The sequence below is a fragment of the Viridibacillus sp. d25.2 genome (assembly GCF_055456015.2).
Genome location: NZ_CM196652.1, coordinates 3,162,099 through 3,184,816 on the forward strand (window position 1 = coordinate 3,162,099; position 22,718 = coordinate 3,184,816).

Consider the following 22,718-nt stretch of genomic DNA (forward strand, 5'->3'; position numbering starts at 1 on the left):
CATGTCTCTTAGCGTCCGTGCGCTTACATTCCTTCGTTCGGTCTATTCATAAGGCAGAGGCCTGCTAAGCTGCTCCGGGGACTCATAGTCTGAGTTTAGTTATTTTGCTGGCTTCTCCGTGTCATCCTTCTAGTTATAGTTCGATGAAGAAAATTTGTTTACGCTGCCTCTGCGAGACAGTAGAGGTCTTTCATCATATGTTTCTCGTCAAAACTGACTTTCTTTTTACAAATACCATGTAATACCTTCAGTAATTTACCACACAGTACCACCATTGATTGCTTTCCACGTAAAGGATTTTGCTGGCGTGTGGTGTAATATTCATGAAGCAGTTTAAACGCTGCGTTATGACGAATCAGTGGTACCATTACTTTGAAAAGAATATTTCTGAGTTTCTTTCGTCCACGTTTAGAGATATGTTTTTGTCCCTTATGTTGACCAGACGAGCTTTCTCGTAATGTTAATCCCGCTAGTTTGATAAGTTGGCGTGGATTTTCATAAAGTGAAAAGCTACCTACTTCTGATAGTAAATCAACGATTGTCGCATTTCCTAAACCAGGAACTGATGCAAGTAGATCATATTCCATCGTTGTTTTAGCCATTTCGGCTAATTCATTGTTTACAGATTCAATTTCGCTTTCTAATAAGCGATACTGACGTAGGAGCGTGGCGATTTCATGTTGTGCCATCTGTGTCCCTTCTGATAATCCGATAGAGTTCTTCGCTACTTCAATAAGAAGCTTTGCTTTAGGTAACTGTGGAACTCTCATCCCCTCTACCTGACGGTAAAGAAATACAAGCTCTTCAGCTGTTTTCCCTTGAATATCCTTTGGTAATGGCGTCATTTCGAGTGTTGCAAGTGCCATCTTCCCGAAATTCGGAAAGACTTGAGTAAATTCTGGAAAGTAGCGATCTAGCCAACGAATGATTCGATTTTTAATACTCGCTAAATCTTCCGTTAATTTTGAACGAAGGGTAGAGCCGATACGGAGTTCGGCTTCAACGTTTTTTAGTAAACGTGGATAACTGAAACGTCCATCTTTCAATAAGCGAGCGATGACTAATGCATCTTTTTTATCGTGCTTTGTCGGTAAATTATCATCCAATTCCTTAGAACGTTTTACGTGCATTGGATTCACCATGACGAGTGGAATACCATATTGATCTAGGAAATACGCTAAATTCATCCAGTAGTGACCTGTAGGCTCAATACCGACAATCACCTCTGTTTTGTTAGCTATCTTCATCGTTTGACAAATCTTATCATACAAACTTTCAAAGCCTTCTTTCGATTGATGTACCGCAAAAGCTTTTTCAATCACACGCCCTCGTTCATCGACAAAGCAGGCGTAATGAACATGCTTGGCAATGTCCATACCGACAACGAGTGTATTTTCAGAAACTTGATTAATTTTATCATTCCATTTAGAATGCATAAGGGAGTCCTCCTTGTTTGATGATGGGTCAATGCTCGTTGACACTCATGCATCATACTAGAGGACTCTTTTTCTTTCAAGACCCTGAACATCTTTCAAACAGGAATGCTGCTCCGTTAGCACAGGAAGCGACTGCTCATATTGAACAATCATACCCGTTAGTTGAAATTGGACTACCGATTAAAAAATGCAGATTTACAGCGTGAATAAATTGTCTATATATGCACGTTTTTTTCAGATAGCATACCTGCAGCGTTTTCTGCAAAATCTTGAAAAGTCTTATTGTATTTATGTTCATATACCTTTGTATAAAAAGCTGCATGTGAGGGGAATACAGAAAAACACTCTAAACATTTTTATATCAATGTTTAGAGTGCTTTATTGTGCCCCCAGAATTGCATTGGGGAACGTTTATTTATTTTTCAATGTACTGTATTCCGTATGCAATCCATTGTTTTCCCATTCTTCTCTTAAAATACCCATACGAATTGAATCGTAATAAACGCCCTCATAATAGCGAACTTTACGAATGCGTGCTTCCATTTGCATGCCAAGTTTTTCACCAACACGAATCATTCTCTCGTTTCCAGACCATGTTGTAAAACCTACACGAACTAATGGTAACGTTGAAAATAGATGGTTGACCCATAATTGTAATGCTCGTGTACCAATGCCTTTTCCCCATGTGCCTGCTTCATGTAATACTATCCCCATTTCAAGCCATTTAGATGACTCATGCTCCCAATAATAAGAGATAATACCTCGTACAATTCCATTTACTTCAATTACCCAAAAGCTTTCATCACCAATCCATTCATCTTTTGATAACAGAAATTCTTCATATGGTTTGGATTGATGAGGAAAATACGGAGCATCCCACTTTTTCCATTCTGGTTTTTCGTCTTTATAAATGAGCTCCCATAAGCGAAATAAATCTTCCTCTATTATTGGTCTAATTGTCAATTCTTTGTCTGAATACATCATTTATCCTCTTTTCAATTGTTTTCTTTTCATTAAGATTGAAAAGAGAAACCATATCTACTTTTCAATCACCTTTATTACCTGTTTCATATTAATCAATCCTTTCTAAATAAATTCGCTCTCATTATATCATAATTTTCTGAAATAAAAATCTATTATTCACCGTAAGTTTAGTTAATAATTTAGCTCACAAAAACGCTTGGATATTCTCCAAGCGTTTTTCTTATATTTATTTGTCTGAATTACCCGACTGCATTTTGTAATTTCTTAAGAGCATTCTGTTCGATTTTAACTTTCCTAACTTCTCATAATAAGGAACTAAGTCATCATTACAACACAAATCAACCATATAAATGTCATCAAGCTCTTTTACATTGCTTTACTAACTCTTTGCCAATGCCTTTATTTTTTATAATCTGGCAAAACTTCAAGGAACGGAATGTAGGCAGATAGAACTCCATTGCTAATTGCTGTTATAAAACCAACTACTTGATTAGTATTAGCATCTAACGCAATGACCACTTTACTGCTGTTCACATTTCCAATTATGAAGCATATACATGTCTACCATATTTTTAAGATGCTCTTTTTTATCAGATTCTAAATAAAGTGCCTCTAGATAAACCATGCACTCATTTTGTTCATAATCAATAACTACACTACTTACTTCAACTTCCTCATCTTTTTCGAAAGCAGTAGAGTTTATAAAATCTCCTTCATGAGGAATGACTTCAGATGTAAACGTCTTTGTAACATATCTTGAATCAAAAGATTTATCTTTGAGAATTATTAATCTGTTTATTGTGATATTCATTAATACCACCCCCTTCTACAATGATTATCCCACCATAGAGAAAAGTAATATATGCTAATTAAATGCTATTACTATCAATAAAAGAACACCAGAGATAATTCATACGGATCCAACAGAATTCGCCAAAATACTAAAAACAGTAAAACTGTTGAGGAATTAGAAAATGAAGTTGTAACAGATGTTTATTTCGAGAAAGAAGCATTAAGAGAATTTTTGGATACTTCATTAGCTTGAAAAGCTGGAAATCATTTTATTTTCAACATGCTTGCATGGATTGGACTGCGTTTAGGTAAGTTATTAGTGTTAAAATGGACAGATATCGATTATAATAAAGCTACAATAAGTATTGCGAAAATATTGTATAATCCGAATATAAATACTACTAAGTATGAAATTACGACACCAAAAAACAAGGTATCTATTCGTGTTATCGACATTGCTTATTGTGTTACTAAAAAAATTACACTTCTTTATAAGCTGAGGCAAATGTTCTACTCGAACTAATTGGCTCTAAAAGGGCATGAATCTGATGTAACAACAAAGAAAGTCTATCTTTTTCTAAAGATAGAAAGAAAGTGGCTTCACAAAAATTGGTGAAATAATGAGAAACCAAGAAACTTCATGGTAATTTTTATTTTAGGCATCATTATGGTACCAGTGCTTTATAAATATTCTTAAAAACCTTGTTATATTAAGGTTTAGTGAATATTCATCTATCATTTCACATATAATATGTGATGGATTTCATGCTTGAACATTCTGTTTCATATGGGAGGAACCTACATGCAACAAGGAAAAGTAAAATGGTTCAATAACGAAAAAGGTTATGGTTTTATAGAGTACAATGATGGTGAAGATGTATTCGTCCATTTCACAGGCATCCAAGAGGAAGGTTTCCGCACCTTAGAAGAGGGACAAGATGTTAGCTTCGAGATCATTGAAGGTAATCGAGGCCCACAAGCAGCAAATGTGAGTAAATTATAAAAGATTACAGCTATTCTACAAGTTTAACTTGAGAATAGCTTTTTTTATTGTGAATAATTTGCCCACAAAGTTTTAAGAAGTGGAAGCTTCAATCCCTAAAAAAAATACATAATAGTATTATCTGATTGCAATATAAAAAGGCGTTTCAAAGTCTTAAAACAACTTCAGAAACGCCTTAACATTATAAAGCTACTTTTTTCACTTCGAGTCTTACAATTTGATGCATATTGACATCTTGAATGGTAAATTCATAGCCTTCAGCTTCATGCTTCTCACCTTTTAAGATGCGATCATGATTTGTCATAAACCACCCTCCAATTGTATCGATATCTTCATCATTAATATCGATATTTAAGAGTGTCTCTACTTCTTCTAGTCTAAGCTTTGCATCTAAATTATAATGATCTTCTGCTATTTTTTGCACTTCTGGTAACTCATCATAATCGAATTCATCTTTAATATCACCAACAATTTCTTCAATGATATCTTCGATTGTGACAAGACCGGATGTACCTCCATACTCATCCATAAGAATCGCCATATGAATGCGCTTTAATTGAAATTTGAGTAATAAATCACTAATCGGAACCGTCTCAATAATACGAATCACAGGTTGCATAAAGTGAGTTATCTGCTTTAAAGCATTCTTTTCATCTAAAATAAAAGCTGTTAACAGCTGTTTCATATTAACAATGCCAATAATATGGTCTTTATCTCCATCCACGACAGGATAACGCGTATATTGCTCTACATTAATCACATCAAATACTTCTTTAAGTGTGAGATGCTGATCAAGGCTAACAATTTCCGTTCGAGGGATCATAATTTCTTTTGCAATGCGATCATCAAATTCAAAAATACGGTTCACAAAACTATACTCAGAACGATTAATCTCACCACTTTTATAACTATCTGACAAAATCATCCGTAACTCTTCTTCACTATGAGCAGCATCCGATTCTGACTGCATTTTCAAACCAAATAATGCGGTTAAGCCTCTTGCAGAACCATTTAAAAGTTTAATGACTGGATACATAATATTGTGGAATAAAATAAGTGATCCAGCTGTTTGCAATGTGACGGTTTCAGCTTGTTGAATTGCTAATGTTTTTGGTGCAAGCTCTCCGACTACAACATGCAAAAATGTTACGATTGAGAACGCAATAATAAATGATACCACCGAGGAAATACGAGCATCTAAGCTGAATATTTCAAATAATGGTTTCAAGATAGCTTCAATAGTCGGTTTTCCCAACCACCCAAGCCCTAATGCCGTAATCGTAATGCCAAGCTGGCAAGCTGATAGATATTCATCTAAATTATTCGTGACCTTTTTTGCTCTTAAAGCTTTTTTATTGCCTTCAAGTACAAGCTGGTCAATTCTAGTTGATCTCACCTTTACTATCGCAAATTCCGCAGCTACGAAAAACGCAGTAAGTGCAATTAGTATTACGAAAACAACTAACTTAATGGCTATATCATTGTCCAATCATGTTCTTTATATCTGATCTGATCCTTATTTCAGATTCAGAATAAAGAATTCACCTCCTGTAAAATAAGTTACTATTACTAATCTATATGAAAGTATATGTAAATTGCAATTAAGAAGATGATTATTTTAAAAATTTTTTCATTTATCTGAACCTTGCTTAATTTTATTTACTAAAATGTAGACCTTATATCTGCTGATAAACTTAAAAAATTCTTTATTTATCATAGTTTTAAATGATTCTATTCTCCATTAGATATGGGATTACTCTTTGATTTGAAACTGTTTGCTAAGAGTATAAATTCACATTGTTTTTTGAAAAAAAAAGGCCCTATAAATCGTTCAATCGACTTAAGGGCACAACTTTAATTAAATATTATTTTAAGACTGAAGCTGAAAGTGCGAAAAATTCATTGTATAGCGCTTGTAAAATTTTGTTTTCAAATTCTTTACGAACACCAAATACGAGGCTAACTTCTGACGATCCTTGATTAATCATTTCAATATTAGCACCAGTTTTTGAAATGGCTGTTGTCGCACGCGCTGCTAACCCTGTGTTGTTATTCATACCTTCTCCAACGATTACAATCATTGAGAAATCATGACGGAAGTGCACGTCGTCTGCTTGTAATTCTGTTTCAACACGTTTTACGATACGATCTTCTTTATCAGGAGTTAATTGGTGACTTCGAATAATTACTGAGATATCATCCAAACCTGATGGAGTATGCTCATATGAGATATTCTCGTCTTCTAATATTTGTAGTAATTTACGACCAAATCCGATTTCACGGTTCATCAAGTATTTACTCACGTATAAAATTGAAAACCCACTATCAGCAGAAATCCCTGTTACTGGACTATGATTTGACTTACGTTCAGACACAATTCTTGTGCCTAGTGCAGATGGGTTATTTGTATTCTTAATACATACTGGAATACCTACTTTATAAACAGGCATTAATGCTTCGTCATGGAAAACCGAGAAACCCGCATAAGATAGCTCACGCATTTCTCGATATGTAATTTCTTCTATTTCAATTGGACAATTTACGACTTTAGGATTTGCACAAAACACGGAATCTACATCAGTAAAGTTTTCATATAGCTCAGCTTTTACAGCTGCTGCTAAAATTGACCCTGTAATATCTGATCCTCCACGCTCAAATGTACGTAAAACTCCATCTTCTGTATAACCAAAGAAGCCAGGGAATACGACGATTTCTTGTGAATGTTTTAAGCCACTCAAATTATCGTATGCTTTTGGTAATGCCTGTGCCCGAGCCGGTAGATCATTAACAATTAAGCCACCTTCATATGGACTCATATATTTTGCTTTAAGACCAATACTATTAAAGTAAGCTGCAATCATTTTAGCGTTATTGTCTTCTCCACTCGCTTTTAAGCTATCCATCAACAATTCATCCGAAATCGAACCCGCTTCTGCAATACGTTTACGTAAATCAGCTTCAATGACGTCACAAATGGCATGATCTAAACCAAGTCCATCTGCGTTATTTTTATAACGTTTTACAACATTTTCTAATTTCTCTTCTACCGCACCTTGTTGCAATGCAGCATTAGCTAATTCTATTAATAAATCTGTTACTTTTGTGTCATCACTAAAACGTTTACCTGGAGCTGAAACGACAATCAGGCGTCTTGTAGGGTCAGACTGTACGATTGCTCCCACCTTTTTAATTTGTTCTGCACTTGCAACAGATGTTCCACCAAATTTACATACTTTCATTTTATCATATCCTTACATTATATATTTACTCATTTGTATCTCCTATAAAAACATTTGTATATTCACAGTGTACAAACACTATCCAAAGTAGTCAATAATTATTTACAAATTTACACAACAAATTGTTGAAATAGAACAATTATTGTAATTATTCAGTAATTGTTATCAACATGTTACTAGCATCTATCAGTTATTTCAACAACAAAAAAACACCAAGAGATAAAACTCATGGTGTTTTTAACATAGAAGTAGGTTATTTTGTATAAACTTTTAAAAGTTCTTCGCCTAAAAAGTGTAACTGCTCCCCAACCGTACATGACTCAATACAGAATCGGTGGGCACCAGACTTCCCTCGGTCTTTCCGAAGTTGATTTTTCACGAAGCAACCTTCACAATAATTTTCCACGATTTCGTCAATTTCTTTTATGACGGTTACTTTGTCCATCAATTCGATTCACCTCTAAATTTCAATAATTTTTATTGTACTACTTGGAGCATTTAGTTACAATTATTTGCTTTCTACAATTGCTTTTTAGTTTACGCTATTCAAACTAGTCCTATTCCCCTTCTTTATCTTTGCATATTTCGCTACATCAAATATACTAGAGTAATAAATATAATGTAGCAGGTGACTAAATGATTGAATTATATATTGATGCAGCAACTGCTGGAAATCCTGGACCTAGCGCAATAGGAATCTTTATAAAAGGTGAAGGTCAATTAATCAAAATTGGAGAGTCTATTGGGGAAAGTGATAATCATTCTGCGGAATTCATCGCACTTGTTCGCGGATTAAAAGAAGCATTCAAATTATCAACTGGTATTATTTCTGTTCGTTCTGATTCTAAAATTGTCGTCGCCTCTATTGAAAAGGAATATGTAAAAAACGAAGCATATAAACCTTATTTGGAAGAAGCGCTCGAGCTTTCAAAGAAATTTGATTTATTTTTTATTAAATGGATTCCTAGTTCGGAAAATCGTGCAGCAGATACACTTGCAAAAGAAGCATTAAGAAAAAAATAAGAATTATGCTAATCATCCTTAACATTAGAAAAAACGCTATTCTTTGTGAAATTAAATACTAAAAGAATGGCGTTTTATATTATTCTTAGATTTCTGGTAAACAGCAATTATTTTTCAACAAAGGATAATAAACTTACTATTAATCAGTTTACTTGAAAAATCGGATTTGCCATAGAGAAGAAAAGTAAACCTTCAAATTCTTGAAATTCTACTTCTATGTCTTTAACTTTATACTTATATTGAAATCCCAATTTCTCTAATACATGAATAGAGGCTAGATTTTCAGGATGAACAGTAGTTACAACATTTTCTATCCGTAAAACTGAAAAGCCATATTTCAAAAGAGCCTTTGAAGCTTCTGTAGCATATCCATTTCCCCACTTATCTTGTCTTAAAGCATAATATAATTCTGTTGATGAAGGGGCAAAGTCTAACGGTCCTAATCCACAATAACCGATTAATTTTCGAGATTCTTTTTCTACTATGGCAAGATTGAATTTTACAATATTATTTACATTGTTCTTTTTATTTGCATCTATACTCCACTTAATAATATTCTCCATTTCTTCCAAAGAATAAATTGGTTCTGGAATAAAACGGTGTACTTCAGGATCTTTTTGCAAATTATATAAACTCTCCAAATCATCGAGTTGGTAAGGCCTAATAATTAATCTTTCAGTTTCAATATAAGCATTTGTAAACATAACACACCTCTATCATCTTAATATTGGGAACATCTTTATACCTTTTATTAACCTGTATTTTGTAATTCGACACCTTCAATTATTTCTCCTTGTCCAACTAACCACCCTTTTTAGTTGATCAAGAAAAGCTGAGTGTTCATAAACTAAGCACAATTTCCATCTTTCTTTTATGTTCAACAACATCATTGTAGTTAAATAAATCTCTTTGCTAATGTCGCTTTCCGCTTCCTATTGAAATGAACTACTTTCCTCTAGTTTAAGTATGTTTCTTCACAATCTCCACATCAATATTAACATAAATATCCAATATAAAATCACCTCTAAAAACTAAAGAGGTGATTTTTATCAAACTTTATTACAAATTATCAATCTTTTTTTAAAGCACATTTTGCACCCTACAATTCCGTTAGCTCCTAATGTCTCTCCCTTATGTTTTAGTAATCAAAAAAGGAGACCGCGTTAGCAGCCCCCTTCTCAGTCATGATACCTACAATACAAATTATTAATGTTGCGTGGTGCTTCTTTGTATCTGAAGTGGTATTGCCAGCAACTATGTAAGGTTCAGTACCTTCCCCGTCCAACTTACATTAATACAGGGCTTCCTCTGCCTGTAGATTAGTAATTCAAACAGGTAGATATCTTTCTAATACCCACTATAACTCTTTTAAAACAACCTCTTACTAAGCTTTGGAAATGTCAATAAATCCTTCCCCGAACACATCACGTACATCGTGTATAGCAATGAAAGCATTCGGATCAGTAGATTGAACAATCCGTTTCAACTTTATTACTTCCTGCTTACTAATAACAATATAAAGAATTTCCTTTGGGGTTTTTGTGTAATAACCATGACCTGAGTATACGGTTACCCCTCTGTCCATTGATGTAGTCACCTGTTTGGCAATGTCATCCGGTTTATCAGAAATAATCGTAATGGCCTTCTTCGGATTCAAGCCTTCGATTACAAATTCCATTACTTTCGTTCCTACATATAGCATAATGATTGTCAACATCAGCTTTTCCGCACCAATGATGAAATAAGATGAAAAAGCAACTATTAAATCAAAAAACAATAGACCATAGCTGATACTCCATCCTAAATACTTTTGTGTTATCCTTGCTAAGATGGTAGTACCTGCTGTTGTTCCACCAACCCGAATGATTAGGCCAATCCCGCACCCTACAAATATCCCTCCAAAAATGGCATTTACCATCAAATCATTAGAAGCAATATTCCAGCTTTCTGTCAGATGAAGAAAAAGCGAGTTAGAAACTACAGCAATAATCGTATAAATCGTTGTTACTTTACTCAAAAATTTATAACCGATTATTAACAAAAATGCATTCAGAATTAAGTTGACTAAACCTGGTGACCACTCAAATAAATAATAGGTAATAATTGTGATACCAGTTACTCCTCCTTCACCAAGCTCGTTCGGAATAACAAATAAATTAACACCTAACGCAAAAATAAATGCACCAATAATGATAAAAATAATGTCTTTGGTTCTTTTTTTCATATACTACCTCACTGCTTATAAAAATATTTACTAGGAACAAACTCTCACCATTATATCGTGGAACATTTAAATCGAACAGTAGTCTTTTACTTATTTTAATACAGGATTTGTTTTTTATTGAACCTTATATCCCATTGACTATAACTCCGTTTTTAATTTAGTATGCCCAATTCTGAAAGTTTTAACCGTTCTCGGCTTACTCCCCTGCCAGTTTTCATACACTTTTAAAATGAATGTGATTGATTATTTTATATCTCCTTATCCCACTATAGCACCCCGTTAGTTGAAGAAGAAAAGTGAAACTTATTCAACATATTCTTAGGGACTTTGCTCCGGTGTAAAAAACGTTGGAGCGTAATCTACATTTTTAAGCCAAATATGCTCTTGACCATTTAAAGTATTTTTTACCCATACATCACCTTTAGTTTGCTCTGCCTTCTTTCGAAACCAAGTAAGGTAAGGTCCAACAACTTGAGGATCTACGTCAAGTTCATCCTTCCCTGGAAATGAGATTTGTTTTTGCTCTCCTGTTCTTATATTTATTGAGTAAAGTGTTGTGAACATAGTTGGTACAGGTCCTTCTTTCCACTCCTTGTTCTCTATCGCACGAGCCACAATTACCAAATCTTTAGAGTACCATTCCAGATCAAGGTCTACAAATCCTTTAGGTGTGTATTCTTTTTGTTTTTTAAATGTTGGTATTTCTGCAATCGTCATTTGCTTGTTTTCAACGAAAAATCTCCCTTCTCCTGAAATATAAGCCAATCGATTGGCAGAAGGAGCCCACTTAAACCAGTCTTTAACCCCTAACATTTTCCCCACTGCATGAAAGTGTTCTCCTCGTGATGATAAAATACTTAATGTATTACTGTCCATGGACCAAGAGGCTGTAGGAACAACTAAAAAGCTAACCCATTTCTCATCTGAACTCCACTTAAAATAATTGACATCAATCCCAAACAAGTTAGGTTCTTTAGTTTGAATCGTATAAAAAGGCTTTATTTTATCTTTAGCAAGATTTGCATTTACTGGAATTCTAAAAAGTGGGATTGGACTCCATCCGGTAGGAAGTAAGTTGGATTGTGAGGAAACAATAAATTCTTTCCCGTTCGGAAACCATTCAAAACCACTAACGCCTAATGAGACATTTTCAAATCCTTGCGGCCGGCCATTCTTTATTTTTGTCACATTTAATATACCTTGATCATTGTAGGCCAGCTGATTTTTGTTTGGGGACCATTTAAAGTCAGATGTTTCGACCCTTTCGTAAGGTTGGTAGCTTTCTTTTTCCTTTGTATCATAAATGAATAAATTCGATTTTTCTCCCTTTTCATCACCATCAATATATCCAATGAAACGACCGTCATATGACCATTTCGGAGAATACACATATCGGTTCTTTGTAAGTTGTATTTCTTTACCACCATTTTTGAGCCATAACTGATGATCACGAATAAATACATCTGTTAGTGGGGCTTCTGCACTTGCTATCGACGAGAAATGAAAACAGATGAGAGTGAGGAGTAATAAAATCCGAATTCTCACATCAATCCCTCCTACTAAAAAGATCTAACAAATCATATTTTGCCCAAATTAATAACAACTATCCTTATTCAACTATATGGCCCGTTTGTTGAACACAAGTTAAGCACCTTTTCCTTATTAAAAAAACCTGCTCGTTAGTACAATAAGTTCAAAAAAATAGAGCGTAATCGTCTTGGATCAACGTCCTTGCTAGTTTAACAAGGATTACTTAGCATTTATGTAATAGACCAGTTGGTCAGTCCACTCTTCATATTCATATATAAATTCTTTACGAACACATTCAAATTCCATACCTACATTCTCTGCTAAATTTATAGAAGGTGTATTATCAACGTTTATATGTGCTTCAATCCTATGAAACTGCAAGTCCTTAAATGCAATATTTAGTGCACCTTTTACCGCTTCTTTTCCGTACCCTTTTCTCCAGTACTGATTATGAATGGTGTATCCGATTCTACCCCATTGAAAATTATTTCTTTCTAATGTGGAGAAGTCTACCATTCCCAAGTGTATACCATCAATTTTCCGAAAGATACCGAATACGTTAGCTGTATCACTTAATGCTAACGTCTGGTGTTTTTTCACCAAATTATGAAACCATTCCTCAGTACATTCACTCATATCAATTTTCCCTATATCGTGTCTATGCTGAGAAGGAAATCTATTATTAAACTCGTTAAGCCAATTATGATAATCGGCATTTTTTAATGGTCTTATTACTAATCTTTCTGTTTCTGAAATACAATCAATTGTTTTTTCCTTCTTAATCAATGTGATATCTTCCCTTCTTTAACCTTTTCCTAGAACTACTTGTATTACCTATATTAAATGTATTAGCCAGAAGACATCACACCTTTGCCGTTAGCATAATAAGCAATTGCTCTAATTGAACAAAAGCACCCGTTCGTTTAATATCGTACTTATTTTAAAGGTGTTTTAAACACATAACTTACTTTGTCATAATTCATCTTATCTTCATAAAAACGGTGTGCATCTGTACGCTGCAATCCTGAAGATAGGGCAACACTTTCATACTTATTTTCTTTTGCCCATTCATGAACATATGTAAGTAGTTTTTCACCGTATCCCTTTGATCGTATATTAGTGTCCGTAACCAAATCACAAACCCAAACAAATCTTCCATAATACAGTGTTGTCATTGGCTTAAAACCGGTAACCGCCACAATTTTCTCATCATCAAATAAAGCCAACATTTTATATCTATCTACTTCTTGTGCTTCCATTACTAATTCAAGATAAGTGCCTTCGTTAAGATGAGTTCGTAACTGCCTCATAATTGGAAATGCCTCAATTATCTCATCACGTAATTTAAGTTCTTTTATTTTTAAAGTACTCAAAGTTAAAACTCCTTTTTAAATTTCCTGTAAATTACAGTCAATCATATTTTCTTATACAAAAACTACCCCGTTATCACAAAAAAAACGTCAAATGAATGAAGTAACAAGTGATTTCGCAAGGTCTTAGGGTGAAGGGCATTTACCCGTCATTCAAAGTCTGATGGGGCATGAAAAAAGCGAAACTACTCGGATTAACACTCAACTAAGCGGAAGACTTATAAAAGAGTTTTATCAAAAGTACTTTTAATTAATATAGGGCAGCGTTTAAATCACGCTCCCCTTTTTACTAATGCCCCCGTTTCCCATTGAAAAGCCTTCAAATAGTCGTCCGCCGTATGGTTCTATAATCATTTCACTTAATTGAATAACTTTACTTTTCACACCCGTTTTATAATATGTATCAAATGCGTCTACAAATTCATCGGTAAACTTCTCATCGTATTGCTTTAATGCGCGAATTATCCATTTTGAAGACCCTATCCAACGTCCATTAGTTCTCAACACAAATTCATGAATAAGCTCAGCTAACGCGTTTGCTATGAATATTTCTTCAGCACGATTATTACAACCTATGAAATCATCAAGAGCATCCGTTATAAAATAACGCTTTATTTTAATTATTTCTTCTGACCATCTTTCTGGTCCCTTATCCAAAATCTCTTTGGCTTCTTCTTTTATTGAATGTAAAATCCCTTCATCTTTTAAAATAATTCCTTCAAATATCATTCTTTGCATAGAAGGTCTAGCAACTTTGTAGTCGAGTTCAAAAAAATGTTTGTAAGACGTTAAATTATGTACAAAAACCTCTATTGCCCACCCAAAGTCTATTAAAGACTCTCTATAACTTGAATTTAAACTGTTATCAAATACCACTATGTCAAGGTCAGAAGTATTTGTTCCCTCGCCTCTGACAACACTTCCTGCCAACACAGCCCCTTGACAATTCGGAAAATACTTGTTGATAAATTGATGTGCTGCATCAATTGGATTTAATTTGTTCATATCTCCCATTATCATCACCTCCGGTTAAATTCACGTATTTATTTCCATTCCCCTGTCTCGTGAGTTGACGAATATATAATTTAACATTTAACTTATACTATACTTCTATTTCACAAATATTCCAAATTATATATTTAATCACAAATAAAAGCTGAACTAATACAAAAATTAGTTCAGCTTTAAAATAACTTGTGTGAGGAGCTTTCCGTTTGAAGCAACTTTAACCCCCTACCAATAAAAATCATTCCTGCTACCTTATTTAGAATCATTCTTACCTTTTGGTTTCCTCTTAGTTTTTAGTAATATACGAAGAGAAATAAGCAACAAATAAACACCACAATAATACATTTGCTGTAAAAGTACGTCCTAAAATGATAAAAGGAATAGTACCTTAAGCTGTTGTATCTATTGCGGAAGAAACGAAATTAAGAATAAAGAGACTTTTGGATTCGTAAGACTTTTTAAAAGTCCTTGTATATAAATCTTTCTAATGTTCAATTTATTGGATGAAGCCTGGAAAGCATTTTGTCAAAAAAGATGCTATTAGGATTGCATCTTCTTCATTAAATATTAATAAGGTACAGGATAAGCATCTACAAAGCATTTTACCCGTAACTCTTCACTTTTTCTTACTATTGTTAAGGTAACAGTAGAATTAACAGTTTTTTCATTCAATGTTCTTTCAAATGATTCATATCCTCCAATTTTTTCTCCGTCGATCTCCACTATAATATCTTCAGATTTAATTCCAGCAGCTGCAGCTACCGAACCTTCCTTCACCTGTAAAACCCTTGTACCGCTATTCGTCTCGTTTGTAGTGTGTACAATACCAATCCATGCTTTCCAAAACTTTGCACGCTCATCAGTACTAGTTTCATAGACACTCTTTAGATTTTCTAAGAATTGACTGGTACCAAACAACATATTTTCCTTTGTATATTGATTCATTTCACCAATAAAGGAAGCTTGATATTCAATACTCACATGAATACCATTTTCAACTTCTTCTAAAGAAGTAACGGTAGTAGAATCCCCATCAAGGCTCTGAAGTACAAAGCTTTTCATTGTATCTATTTCTGTAAATACCCCCTCAGATGTTGCCCCCCAGCCATGATTCATGTAACCTCTACCACCTATACGAAATTCTATCTCAGCATTTTTTGTATACCATCTGTTTAAATGCTCAGGCTTAGTCAGTGCATCCCAAACTTGCTTCAAAGGTGCATTAACAACAATTTCTCTCTTTATGGAATCCTTAATCATCTTCATCTCGAAACGCTCCTTTTTCCACATGATTTTTTAGACTTACGAGCTGATCATCAAGTAGTTCTCCGATGTATTGAAGGATTTCATGGTAGGTTATTTGGAGTGTATTGAGATTTAATGAATAGATACGAAACTTCCCATTCAAGCTCTCCGAAATAATTCTTTCTTCCAATAAAATATTCAAATGCTTCTTAATTGCTGGTTGAGAGATATCAAATGCTTCGACTATCTCCTTTTGGGTTTTGTTTCCTTGTTTGAGCATACTTAATATACGGCGCCTCGTTGAATCACCTAATGCTCGATAAACATCTGGCATTATCATTCCCTCACTCTTTACATATAACCACTTGGTTATATGTAATATATACATAACAAAAAATATGTAAATACTTTTCTGGAAGAATATTATTTATTATCCTTAGAAAAAAACACTTCAAATTTGGTAGATCTTCTAATATTTTCATTCAACAACTAACCTTTATTCAAGAACATGGCCATTTCGTGTAAAAAAGCGCAGATCCATCCTCTTATCACCTTTACCTTGTACAATGACTGAATTCGTTCGAAAATCAATATCGTCACGATCTAATCTTACAACTTCCCAAAACGACATCCAGTCGAATATATAAATTCAAATAGCGAATTCTCCATTGTTGTTTGGCTTTCTCAATACATGTAACAAAAACTAAAAGCCTTCTAACAATCCGAAAACCATTTAATCGCGTAACCCTCTTACTCGATTGCTCTCATAAAACCTAAATTCATATAAGAACCGCATTTTTCAGAAACGTATAATCCATCTTTTGAAATCAATAAGAAAATGTCGCCTTAGATCTTACAAAAGCGACATTTTGAAATCTTATTAAAATAAACTATTGCTGATAAATACAAGGATAATTGATAGGGTAATAACAGAAATGAAAATTGAAATCAATATAGCTGTTAAAGTTTGCTTCATCAATTTCTCGTATTTTTGCGAAAATATAAAAACTCCTGCACCTACTGGTAAAGCTGACATTATTAATGAAACGACGGCCCATAAAGGTTCTACATCGAATACATACATAATTAAAACGAAAGTAACAGCTGGTTGTATAAATAACTTCAAGAAAATAATAATGCCTACTTCTAATTTATTAGAACTTAGTTCTTTGATTAAGTATGATTGTCCTACAAGCCCAAGTCCTATTGCAAACAATGCAGTTGATCCAGAGGCACCTGCCAATAATTCTGCAAACGTCAATATTGAGACGGGTAGATTTATATCTAGTATAGCTATAGTTATACCTGCAATTACAGAAATAGTTAATGGACTTGAGATAACAGGTTTAATAATCATCCATAGAGTATTTAGCTTATTTTGTCTTTCTTGCGAATCATTAATTACTGCAGCTGATTCACAAATGAGTAAAACAATTGTTATAACAGGTATATTGTGAATAAGGGTAGCTAAAGCAGCCGGTAATGCAGCTTCACTTCCAAATGCAGCAATAACTAAAGGTATTCCCATATAACCTGTTGTACCGTAAGAAGTGTTCATTCCGTAAATTGCTGAAGAAATAATATTATTTTTAAACACTAATTTTGAAATAAGAACAGCAATTAGAAAACTTGCTAGAATTCCACCTAAATTAATAAATAAAAATTGCCAATTCATAAGTTGCTCAATAGGTGATGTAGCAGTTGATAGAAATAATAATGCCGGTAACGCAACATAGAACACATAGTTATTTAACGTTTTTGCACCAGTTTTTGGAACGATATCCGTAGAACCTGCTATATATCCACACAATATTATTGCGAAAATGGGCAGTACAACGTTTAATATGGTTATCATTTCAATGCGTCTTCAAACGAAAAAGATTTCGCAATGTTTTGAATATCAATAGCAGACATTATATCTGTAGTATAAAATTCCACAATTCTTTCGTTTATTTCATTAAATTCTCCTCTTTTATATTGATAGATACGATTCATTTTTTCTTCTACTAGTTCAAGAATTTTTTGAATAAATGCTTCATTATGAATTAATTCTTGAGAAAAACCAGCACCTTCTAAAGTTTTCTTTACAGTATTTATATGAAGTCCTACATTATTTAAAAAATAATCCGTTTGTCTTTCGACACCTAGATAATCTGGAATATTTAAAACGCCAAGATTCTCTTTATTTACAACAAGCCCGCTAAATGGTCTGTAGATATTAGGAACAGTCATAAACACCTTATCAGCTATACTCGCTGCCTCATTAAGCTTTTCTGTTTTTAGAGTAAGGTTCTTGATTTTAATATTTTTTTCTTTAAAAATTTGCTCAATTACTTCAATTGCTGGTAAACCTGAACGGTTACCATAACCTGCAATTGCACCTTCTATAACGTCAAAGCCTTCATATATAGATTCTAACGCATTTTGTAATCCTAAACCTCTGTCGTTATGAGCATGTAGACAAAAAGTCACCTGAGGAAAATCATGAACAAGATTTGCAGCTAGAATTCTCATAGTTTCTGGATAAAGTACACCTAGTGAATCATTTATTCTAACTGTGTTTATTCCTAAATTAAGGCATCTATTAATTTGGTTTGAAATTTGTTCATATTTAGTCTCGTCAACACCTTTAGAAAAATTATTAATTAGACTTACTCGATAAGAATTTACACCAAGTGCCTTAAATTTATCAAAAACCTTTTCTAACAAAAGTTCTTTTGCGCCGTATTCCACCATTCCAAAACTGATGCAAATATCTTCAAGATAATTACGTGGGAATAATTTAAATTGTTCATAAATAGGTTCCCATGAATTAAGCAGTAAAATAAAATTAAATTTCGTATCTCGTGGCGCATTTGGGTTATTGAATTTTTCATCTAAGCATCTGCGAATTAGCTGAGGATCTTTTGGACCAGAGCCAACAATAATATCTCTTATTCCCGCTTCGATTAACTTGTTTATTAATTCGTATTTCTCATCTTCATCAACAGTAAATAAACAACGTTCTGCACCTTCACGAAGCGTTTCGTCTAAGAAACCTTCTATTTCAAAATTTCCGTACCTTGGTTTGTGATTAGCTGGGTATGTAATTACCATTTTTAACACTCCTATTCAAAATATTTACATTTTTATTGTATTCAGACTTTGGCATCATGTAAAATGAATGAAAGTGATTGTAGAAATCCTTTTTTTAGATATCAGAATTTTTTTATAGAGGGGAGTGATGGTATGGATATAAAAGACCTAGAAATTTTTAGGGCCGTTGTAAATAATAAAAATGTTACCAAAGCGGCTAATGAATTAAATTATGTTCAATCAAACATAACAAATAGATTGTTAAAAATAGAAAAGGAAATAGGTGTTTCATTACTTATTAGAACAAATCGGGGAGTTTTATTAACATCAGAAGGTGAGCGCTTCCTAGAATATGCAGATAAAATGCTCCAATTGCATAAAGAAGTACTAGATGACTTAAAAGATCCCGAATTGCTTTCTGGTCATCTTGGTATTGGAGCGACTGATATAACTACCATTGCAAGATTACCAGCTGTGATAACAGCTTATCTCGAATTATATCCGTTTGTAGATTTATCTTTAATTAATGGTTCTTCTGAAGAACTAATAAAGGAGGTACTGAAGTTTAATTTGGATGGAGCGTTTATAACAGATACGATTGATCAACCAAAAATCTTACAAGAAAAACTTATTGAAGAAGAATTAGTTTTAATCTCAAATAAAGAACATCCGCCTATTAACTCCTTGAAAGATTTAAAAAAGAAAACCATTTTAGTTTTTAAAAGTGGATGCACATATAGAAGAAAGTTAGAAACATGGGTAAAAGAAGACGGCATTGTTGCTCGAAAAATTGAATTCGGAACGATAGAGGGAATGATGGGCTGTGTTAAAGCAGGTCTTGGTGTTGCTTTAGTATCCAAACTAATTGCAAAGCAACTAAATACTGATAATAAAATGCAATATCATGATGTTCCTGAAAAATATAAATATGTTACAACCGTGTTTATTAAAAGAAATGATATTCCATCAACGAATGCTCTAAAAAAGTTTATCAAAACCACAAAAGAATGCTTCTTAGAAGTTGATTAAATTACGGACATTAAAACAAATCATTTATACAATGATTCACGATAAATTCATCACTAGACCTATGGCCGTTTACATCGATTTTTATATTTCATCTGAAAAATTTAAGTATATTTCTTCATAATCTTTATAGTAATATCAATATAAATATCCCATAAAAAATCATCGCACCTCTAAAAAATCTATAGAGGTGCGATGATTTTAATCAAACTTTTCACAAAATAATTACAACCGCTAAGATATCATCGTAAATATAAGCTAAGTGACATACTGAAACGGTGTTCTATACGCTAAGGATTTACCGAGATTTTGTGTATTAGGGATACTAACTACAAAGCTATCCCTAGGGGCAAAGTAGAAGCAATTCTTTTTGTTCTATCGCTTAGTAAACAATATTGAAAATGGAATAGTAATGATAGCATTGTTGTCAATTATGTTGTGATTCGCTGTAACAAACTCTATCACTTTAAATTGACTGGTTGCTGTTGTGTAACACAGTGAATCATACCACCTTCTTTATAAAGTTCCCTTACATCAATACCAATTACCTTACGATTAGGGTATAGTTTTTGGATTGTATCGTTTGCTGTTTTGTCATTAGGGTCATTATAATTCGGAACTAATACAACTGCATTCCCAATATAAAAGTTTACATATGAACCTTTATACCCCAAATTTTTTCCGTTATCTAAAATTACGTTATTTTTACTGATTGGTAAATACACATACTGATAAGGCTTGTCGAAGGCATTCTTTGCATTCATCAATTTTTTAATATCCTTATTAGAAAGACCCCATTCTTCTAAATCATCTTTTTTCATTGTAATGATTGAAGACTTATCATGAAATCTTGCAAAACCATCAATATGAAAATCTGTAATATCTAGATTTGGTACTCCATCTATCCAAATAAAATTAATAGCACCAAGGTTCTCCTTCATATACTCCTCGATTTCTGATTCTGATAATTTAGGGTTTCGATTTTTATTAGTAACAGCACTACGTGTCGATAAAAAAGTGCCATTACCATCTAGTTCAAATGCTCCACCTTCAAGTACTACACTATTTAGATTAATTCGTTCCATATCTAACTGCTTGCTAAGAACACTTGGTATTAATGTATCTTTTTTGTATAGCGTTTTCTTACCTCATCCATTAAATCCCCAATCCATGAGTTTCAGATTGTTTTCTTTATCGTATACAAAAATTGGTGCTGTATCTCTTGCCCATACATCGTCAGTAGGAACAATATAAAAATCAATTTTGTCCATATTTATGCCCTCATCATACAGAAGATCATTAATATAGTTCTTTTCATATTCATCATATGCGATAATATGAACATTTTCTCCTTCACTAAGGGCAGCTGTCATCTCAATCCAAATTGGTTCAACCTTTTTTTCATAGCCTTTACCATATGTAAAGGAATGAGGCCATTGCAACCACGTACCTTCATGTTTGCTGCTTTCATCAGGCATTGTGTATTTACCTACGTGCTGTTTTTTCACGAATTGGCTCCCCTCACCTTTAGTTGGATTACACCCCCCCATTATGATTCCAGCCGTTAATACAGCCCCTGTGCAAAGTACAATTATCTTTTTCATACCCAAGATCTCCTTTAGTTGTGATAGCTTTCTCTTGGAAGTAGAATAAGCTTTGACATAGTGTCAAAGTCAAGCAATTATTACGTTTCTTTTTTGATGACGGGAAGGCTAATTTGCGTCACATACTCCTCTACATGACAGTCACATTCTGAACCTTTCAAGTAGGTTTCATAAGGCGGACCATCCATGCAGTAGCCATTGCTTTCTGCCCACTCTTCAAGTGCCAGATGTGCGTATCCGATATAGTCATAACTTCCGATATGCAAGGTAGTAGCAACAATCTTTTGTGGGAGTTTTTTTATTTGCCATTCCCTTGATATTTTTTCGTCATTCCTATGAAAGATCGGAATCATTAATTCAATATCGCAGTGGTCAGGGGTAAACTCTTGATCAAAAAAAATGACAGACGGAACACCAAGTAACTGAATATTACTCTCTTTAGCCTTATCGTAAAAGGAATCAATGTACTTGTCCATGTCATCAATTTTAATCTGTAATCTTTGACTTACGACTCTGATCTCGTTTCGCATTCCAAGCAATATATCATACGATTTTCTTTCTCCTTGTATTAAATCCTCATTTTTTTCGATCATCTCATGCATTTCTGTAATGATCTGTCTATATCGACTCATCTCTTTTGATATTTCATTTATTTTCGCGTGTATCATTTCTATTAACAATGAACTGTCTGACGACTGGAGGATTGTTCTAATTTCAGGAAGGGAAAATCTATATTCTTTCAATTTCTTGATTAGTAATGCCGTTTCTAATTGACTCTTCTCATAATATCTATACCCGTTTGTAGTATCTACATGAACTGGTTTCAAAAGTTCTTCCTTGTCATAATGTCATAACATGCGTGCACTCATTTTGCAAAGTTGTGAAAATCTGCTGATTGTGTACATAATTCTCCTTTACTTTGTGTGATGTTTTTGGGGGCAGAATCGGTGGTATATCGTCTTGAAAGCATTGGAAGCATTTGAATCTGACAAACGAATTGAAGGCACACCGATTCCAAGCATCATTACAAATTAATTATTTTGAGGATGTGGAAATAACAATTTAGAAACAAATCTACTTAAAGAATATCTTTAAGCATTTAAAACCATCCATCCTATCACATAGAATTCGCTTTATGAAATCTTTGTTTCGTTGGTCT

21 protein-coding genes and 4 pseudogenes are annotated in these 22,718 nt (G+C 33.6%); 5 read left to right on the forward strand and 20 right to left on the reverse strand.

Translation table 11 applies throughout. The annotated features are described in order from the left end of the window. Positions 1–158 precede the first annotated feature (158 nt). Positions 159–1,436 (reverse strand): IS110 family RNA-guided transposase, encoded by a 1,278-nt coding sequence (locus tag ACZLO7_RS15555; RefSeq protein WP_511261346.1) that lies wholly within the window; start codon positions 1,434–1,436, stop codon positions 159–161. Between the two features lie 17 nt (positions 1,437–1,453). On the opposite strand from ACZLO7_RS15555, the gene ACZLO7_RS15560 reads away from it, so the two are divergent. Next, positions 1,454–1,642 (forward strand): hypothetical protein, encoded by a 189-nt coding sequence (locus ACZLO7_RS15560; RefSeq protein WP_511261347.1) that lies wholly within the window; start codon positions 1,454–1,456, stop codon positions 1,640–1,642. A 205-nt stretch (positions 1,643–1,847) separates the two neighbouring features. Here ACZLO7_RS15560 and ACZLO7_RS15565 read toward each other — a convergent pair whose 3' ends face one another. The 3 genes and pseudogenes from ACZLO7_RS15565 to ACZLO7_RS15575 all read right to left on the reverse strand — a co-directional run bounded on the left by ACZLO7_RS15565 (position 1,848) and on the right by ACZLO7_RS15575 (position 3,231). Further along, complete coding sequence (locus tag ACZLO7_RS15565) at positions 1,848–2,417, reverse strand: GNAT family N-acetyltransferase (RefSeq protein ID WP_464940801.1); 570 nt, start codon at positions 2,415–2,417, stop codon at positions 1,848–1,850. 229 nt (positions 2,418–2,646) lie between these two features. Then, a pseudogene (locus tag ACZLO7_RS15570) lies at positions 2,647–2,951 on the reverse strand (GNAT family N-acetyltransferase); the annotation flags it as partial. Further along, positions 2,941–3,231 (reverse strand): hypothetical protein, encoded by a 291-nt coding sequence (locus ACZLO7_RS15575; protein ID WP_464940799.1) that lies wholly within the window; start codon positions 3,229–3,231, stop codon positions 2,941–2,943. The pseudogene ACZLO7_RS15570 and the gene ACZLO7_RS15575, both read right to left, overlap by 11 nt. A gap of 300 nt (positions 3,232–3,531) precedes the next feature. On the opposite strand from ACZLO7_RS15575, the gene ACZLO7_RS15580 reads away from it, so the two are divergent. Next, positions 3,532–3,735 carry a site-specific integrase gene (locus ACZLO7_RS15580; RefSeq protein ID WP_464940798.1) on the forward strand — a complete coding sequence of 68 codons (204 nt, stop codon included), beginning with the start codon at positions 3,532–3,534 and terminating at the stop codon, positions 3,733–3,735. A gap of 279 nt (positions 3,736–4,014) precedes the next feature. Next, the gene (locus ACZLO7_RS15585; protein WP_464940797.1) at positions 4,015–4,215 is read left to right on the forward strand and encodes a cold-shock protein; all 201 of its coding nucleotides are present in this window, start codon (positions 4,015–4,017) and stop codon (positions 4,213–4,215) included. 181 nt (positions 4,216–4,396) lie between these two features. On the opposite strand, the gene ACZLO7_RS15590 is transcribed toward ACZLO7_RS15585, so the two are convergent. The 3 genes from ACZLO7_RS15590 to ACZLO7_RS15600 form a co-directional block, all read right to left on the reverse strand. Then, complete coding sequence (locus ACZLO7_RS15590) at positions 4,397–5,704, reverse strand: hemolysin family protein (protein ID WP_464940796.1); 1,308 nt, start codon at positions 5,702–5,704, stop codon at positions 4,397–4,399. Positions 5,705–6,080: 376 nt separating this feature from the next. Further along, positions 6,081–7,454, reverse strand: coding sequence for an aspartate kinase (locus ACZLO7_RS15595; RefSeq protein ID WP_464940795.1), 1,374 nt, complete (start codon positions 7,452–7,454; stop codon positions 6,081–6,083). Positions 7,455–7,707: 253 nt separating this feature from the next. Beyond that, positions 7,708–7,899 (reverse strand): zinc-finger domain-containing protein, encoded by a 192-nt coding sequence (locus ACZLO7_RS15600; RefSeq protein WP_464940794.1) that lies wholly within the window; start codon positions 7,897–7,899, stop codon positions 7,708–7,710. A gap of 191 nt (positions 7,900–8,090) precedes the next feature. On the opposite strand from ACZLO7_RS15600, the gene ACZLO7_RS15605 reads away from it, so the two are divergent. Beyond that, entirely contained in the window at positions 8,091–8,477 is a 387-nt protein-coding gene (locus ACZLO7_RS15605; RefSeq protein ID WP_464940793.1) for a ribonuclease HI family protein, read from the forward strand. 143 nt (positions 8,478–8,620) lie between these two features. Here the strand turns inward: ACZLO7_RS15605 and ACZLO7_RS15610 are convergent, their stop codons facing one another. The 11 genes and pseudogenes from ACZLO7_RS15610 to ACZLO7_RS15660 form a co-directional block, all read right to left on the reverse strand. Further along, entirely contained in the window at positions 8,621–9,181 is a 561-nt protein-coding gene (locus ACZLO7_RS15610; protein ID WP_464940792.1) for a GNAT family N-acetyltransferase, read from the reverse strand. Positions 9,182–9,861: 680 nt separating this feature from the next. Then, positions 9,862–10,701 (reverse strand): YitT family protein, encoded by an 840-nt coding sequence (locus ACZLO7_RS15615; protein WP_464940791.1) that lies wholly within the window; start codon positions 10,699–10,701, stop codon positions 9,862–9,864. Positions 10,702–11,019: 318 nt separating this feature from the next. Beyond that, on the reverse strand, positions 11,020–12,246 hold the full coding sequence (locus ACZLO7_RS15620) for an eIF2A family protein (RefSeq protein WP_464940790.1): 1,227 nt from the start codon (positions 12,244–12,246) through the stop codon (positions 11,020–11,022). 204 nt (positions 12,247–12,450) lie between these two features. After that, the gene (locus ACZLO7_RS15625; protein WP_464940789.1) at positions 12,451–13,017 is read right to left on the reverse strand and encodes a GNAT family N-acetyltransferase; all 567 of its coding nucleotides are present in this window, start codon (positions 13,015–13,017) and stop codon (positions 12,451–12,453) included. Positions 13,018–13,166: 149 nt separating this feature from the next. Further along, positions 13,167–13,604, reverse strand: a complete 438-nt coding sequence (locus ACZLO7_RS15630) for a GNAT family N-acetyltransferase (RefSeq protein ID WP_464940788.1) — start codon at positions 13,602–13,604, stop codon at positions 13,167–13,169. A 264-nt stretch (positions 13,605–13,868) separates the two neighbouring features. After that, positions 13,869–14,615 (reverse strand): nucleotidyltransferase domain-containing protein, encoded by a 747-nt coding sequence (locus ACZLO7_RS15635; RefSeq protein WP_464940787.1) that lies wholly within the window; start codon positions 14,613–14,615, stop codon positions 13,869–13,871. A 170-nt stretch (positions 14,616–14,785) separates the two neighbouring features. After that, positions 14,786–15,128 (reverse strand): annotated as a pseudogene (locus ACZLO7_RS15640) (LysE family translocator); the annotation flags it as partial. A 48-nt stretch (positions 15,129–15,176) separates the two neighbouring features. Further along, positions 15,177–15,875 carry an SRPBCC family protein gene (locus ACZLO7_RS15645; protein ID WP_464940786.1) on the reverse strand — a complete coding sequence of 233 codons (699 nt, stop codon included), beginning with the start codon at positions 15,873–15,875 and terminating at the stop codon, positions 15,177–15,179. Further along, complete coding sequence (locus ACZLO7_RS15650) at positions 15,862–16,188, reverse strand: metalloregulator ArsR/SmtB family transcription factor (protein ID WP_464940785.1); 327 nt, start codon at positions 16,186–16,188, stop codon at positions 15,862–15,864. Before ACZLO7_RS15650 ends, ACZLO7_RS15645 begins: the two co-directional genes overlap by 14 nt. Positions 16,189–16,734: 546 nt before the next feature. Beyond that, on the reverse strand, positions 16,735–17,709 hold the full coding sequence (locus tag ACZLO7_RS15655) for an AEC family transporter (protein WP_464940784.1): 975 nt from the start codon (positions 17,707–17,709) through the stop codon (positions 16,735–16,737). Further along, entirely contained in the window at positions 17,706–18,950 is a 1,245-nt protein-coding gene (locus ACZLO7_RS15660; RefSeq protein ID WP_464940783.1) for a hydroxymethylglutaryl-CoA lyase-like TIM-barrel protein, read from the reverse strand. Before ACZLO7_RS15660 ends, ACZLO7_RS15655 begins: the two co-directional genes overlap by 4 nt. A gap of 132 nt (positions 18,951–19,082) precedes the next feature. On the opposite strand from ACZLO7_RS15660, the gene ACZLO7_RS15665 reads away from it, so the two are divergent. Continuing rightward, on the forward strand, positions 19,083–19,958 hold the full coding sequence (locus ACZLO7_RS15665; RefSeq protein WP_464940782.1) for a LysR family transcriptional regulator: 876 nt from the start codon (positions 19,083–19,085) through the stop codon (positions 19,956–19,958). Between the two features lie 458 nt (positions 19,959–20,416). Here ACZLO7_RS15665 and ACZLO7_RS15670 read toward each other — a convergent pair. Together ACZLO7_RS15670 and ACZLO7_RS15675 are read right to left on the reverse strand one after the other, a co-directional pair. Further along, positions 20,417–21,559: pseudogene (locus ACZLO7_RS15670) on the reverse strand (agmatine deiminase family protein). Between the two features lie 80 nt (positions 21,560–21,639). Next, positions 21,640–22,464: pseudogene (locus ACZLO7_RS15675) on the reverse strand (MerR family transcriptional regulator). Positions 22,465–22,718 lie beyond the last annotated feature (254 nt).

What these genes read in the sequence shown, in the direction of transcription:
- ACZLO7_RS15555 (WP_511261346.1), bottom strand. Translation starts at nt 1,436, where the DNA reads ATGCATTCTAAATGGAATGATAAAATTAATCAAGTTTCTGAAAATACA.
- ACZLO7_RS15565 (WP_464940801.1), bottom strand. Translation starts at nt 2,417, where the DNA reads ATGTATTCAGACAAAGAATTGACAATTAGACCAATAATAGAGGAAGAT.
- ACZLO7_RS15575 (WP_464940799.1), bottom strand. Translation starts at nt 3,231, where the DNA reads ATGAATATCACAATAAACAGATTAATAATTCTCAAAGATAAATCTTTT.
- ACZLO7_RS15585 (WP_464940797.1), top strand. Translation starts at nt 4,015, where the DNA reads ATGCAACAAGGAAAAGTAAAATGGTTCAATAACGAAAAAGGTTATGGT.
- ACZLO7_RS15595 (WP_464940795.1), bottom strand. Translation starts at nt 7,454, where the DNA reads ATGAAAGTATGTAAATTTGGTGGAACATCTGTTGCAAGTGCAGAACAA.
- ACZLO7_RS15600 (WP_464940794.1), bottom strand. Translation starts at nt 7,899, where the DNA reads ATGGACAAAGTAACCGTCATAAAAGAAATTGACGAAATCGTGGAAAAT.
- ACZLO7_RS15605 (WP_464940793.1), top strand. Translation starts at nt 8,091, where the DNA reads ATGATTGAATTATATATTGATGCAGCAACTGCTGGAAATCCTGGACCT.
- ACZLO7_RS15610 (WP_464940792.1), bottom strand. Translation starts at nt 9,181, where the DNA reads ATGTTTACAAATGCTTATATTGAAACTGAAAGATTAATTATTAGGCCT.
- ACZLO7_RS15615 (WP_464940791.1), bottom strand. Translation starts at nt 10,701, where the DNA reads ATGAAAAAAAGAACCAAAGACATTATTTTTATCATTATTGGTGCATTT.
- ACZLO7_RS15635 (WP_464940787.1), bottom strand. Translation starts at nt 14,615, where the DNA reads ATGGGAGATATGAACAAATTAAATCCAATTGATGCAGCACATCAATTT.
- ACZLO7_RS15645 (WP_464940786.1), bottom strand. Translation starts at nt 15,875, where the DNA reads ATGAAGATGATTAAGGATTCCATAAAGAGAGAAATTGTTGTTAATGCA.
- ACZLO7_RS15650 (WP_464940785.1), bottom strand. Translation starts at nt 16,188, where the DNA reads ATGCCAGATGTTTATCGAGCATTAGGTGATTCAACGAGGCGCCGTATA.
- ACZLO7_RS15655 (WP_464940784.1), bottom strand. Translation starts at nt 17,709, where the DNA reads ATGATAACCATATTAAACGTTGTACTGCCCATTTTCGCAATAATATTG.
- ACZLO7_RS15660 (WP_464940783.1), bottom strand. Translation starts at nt 18,950, where the DNA reads ATGGTAATTACATACCCAGCTAATCACAAACCAAGGTACGGAAATTTT.
- ACZLO7_RS15665 (WP_464940782.1), top strand. Translation starts at nt 19,083, where the DNA reads ATGGATATAAAAGACCTAGAAATTTTTAGGGCCGTTGTAAATAATAAA.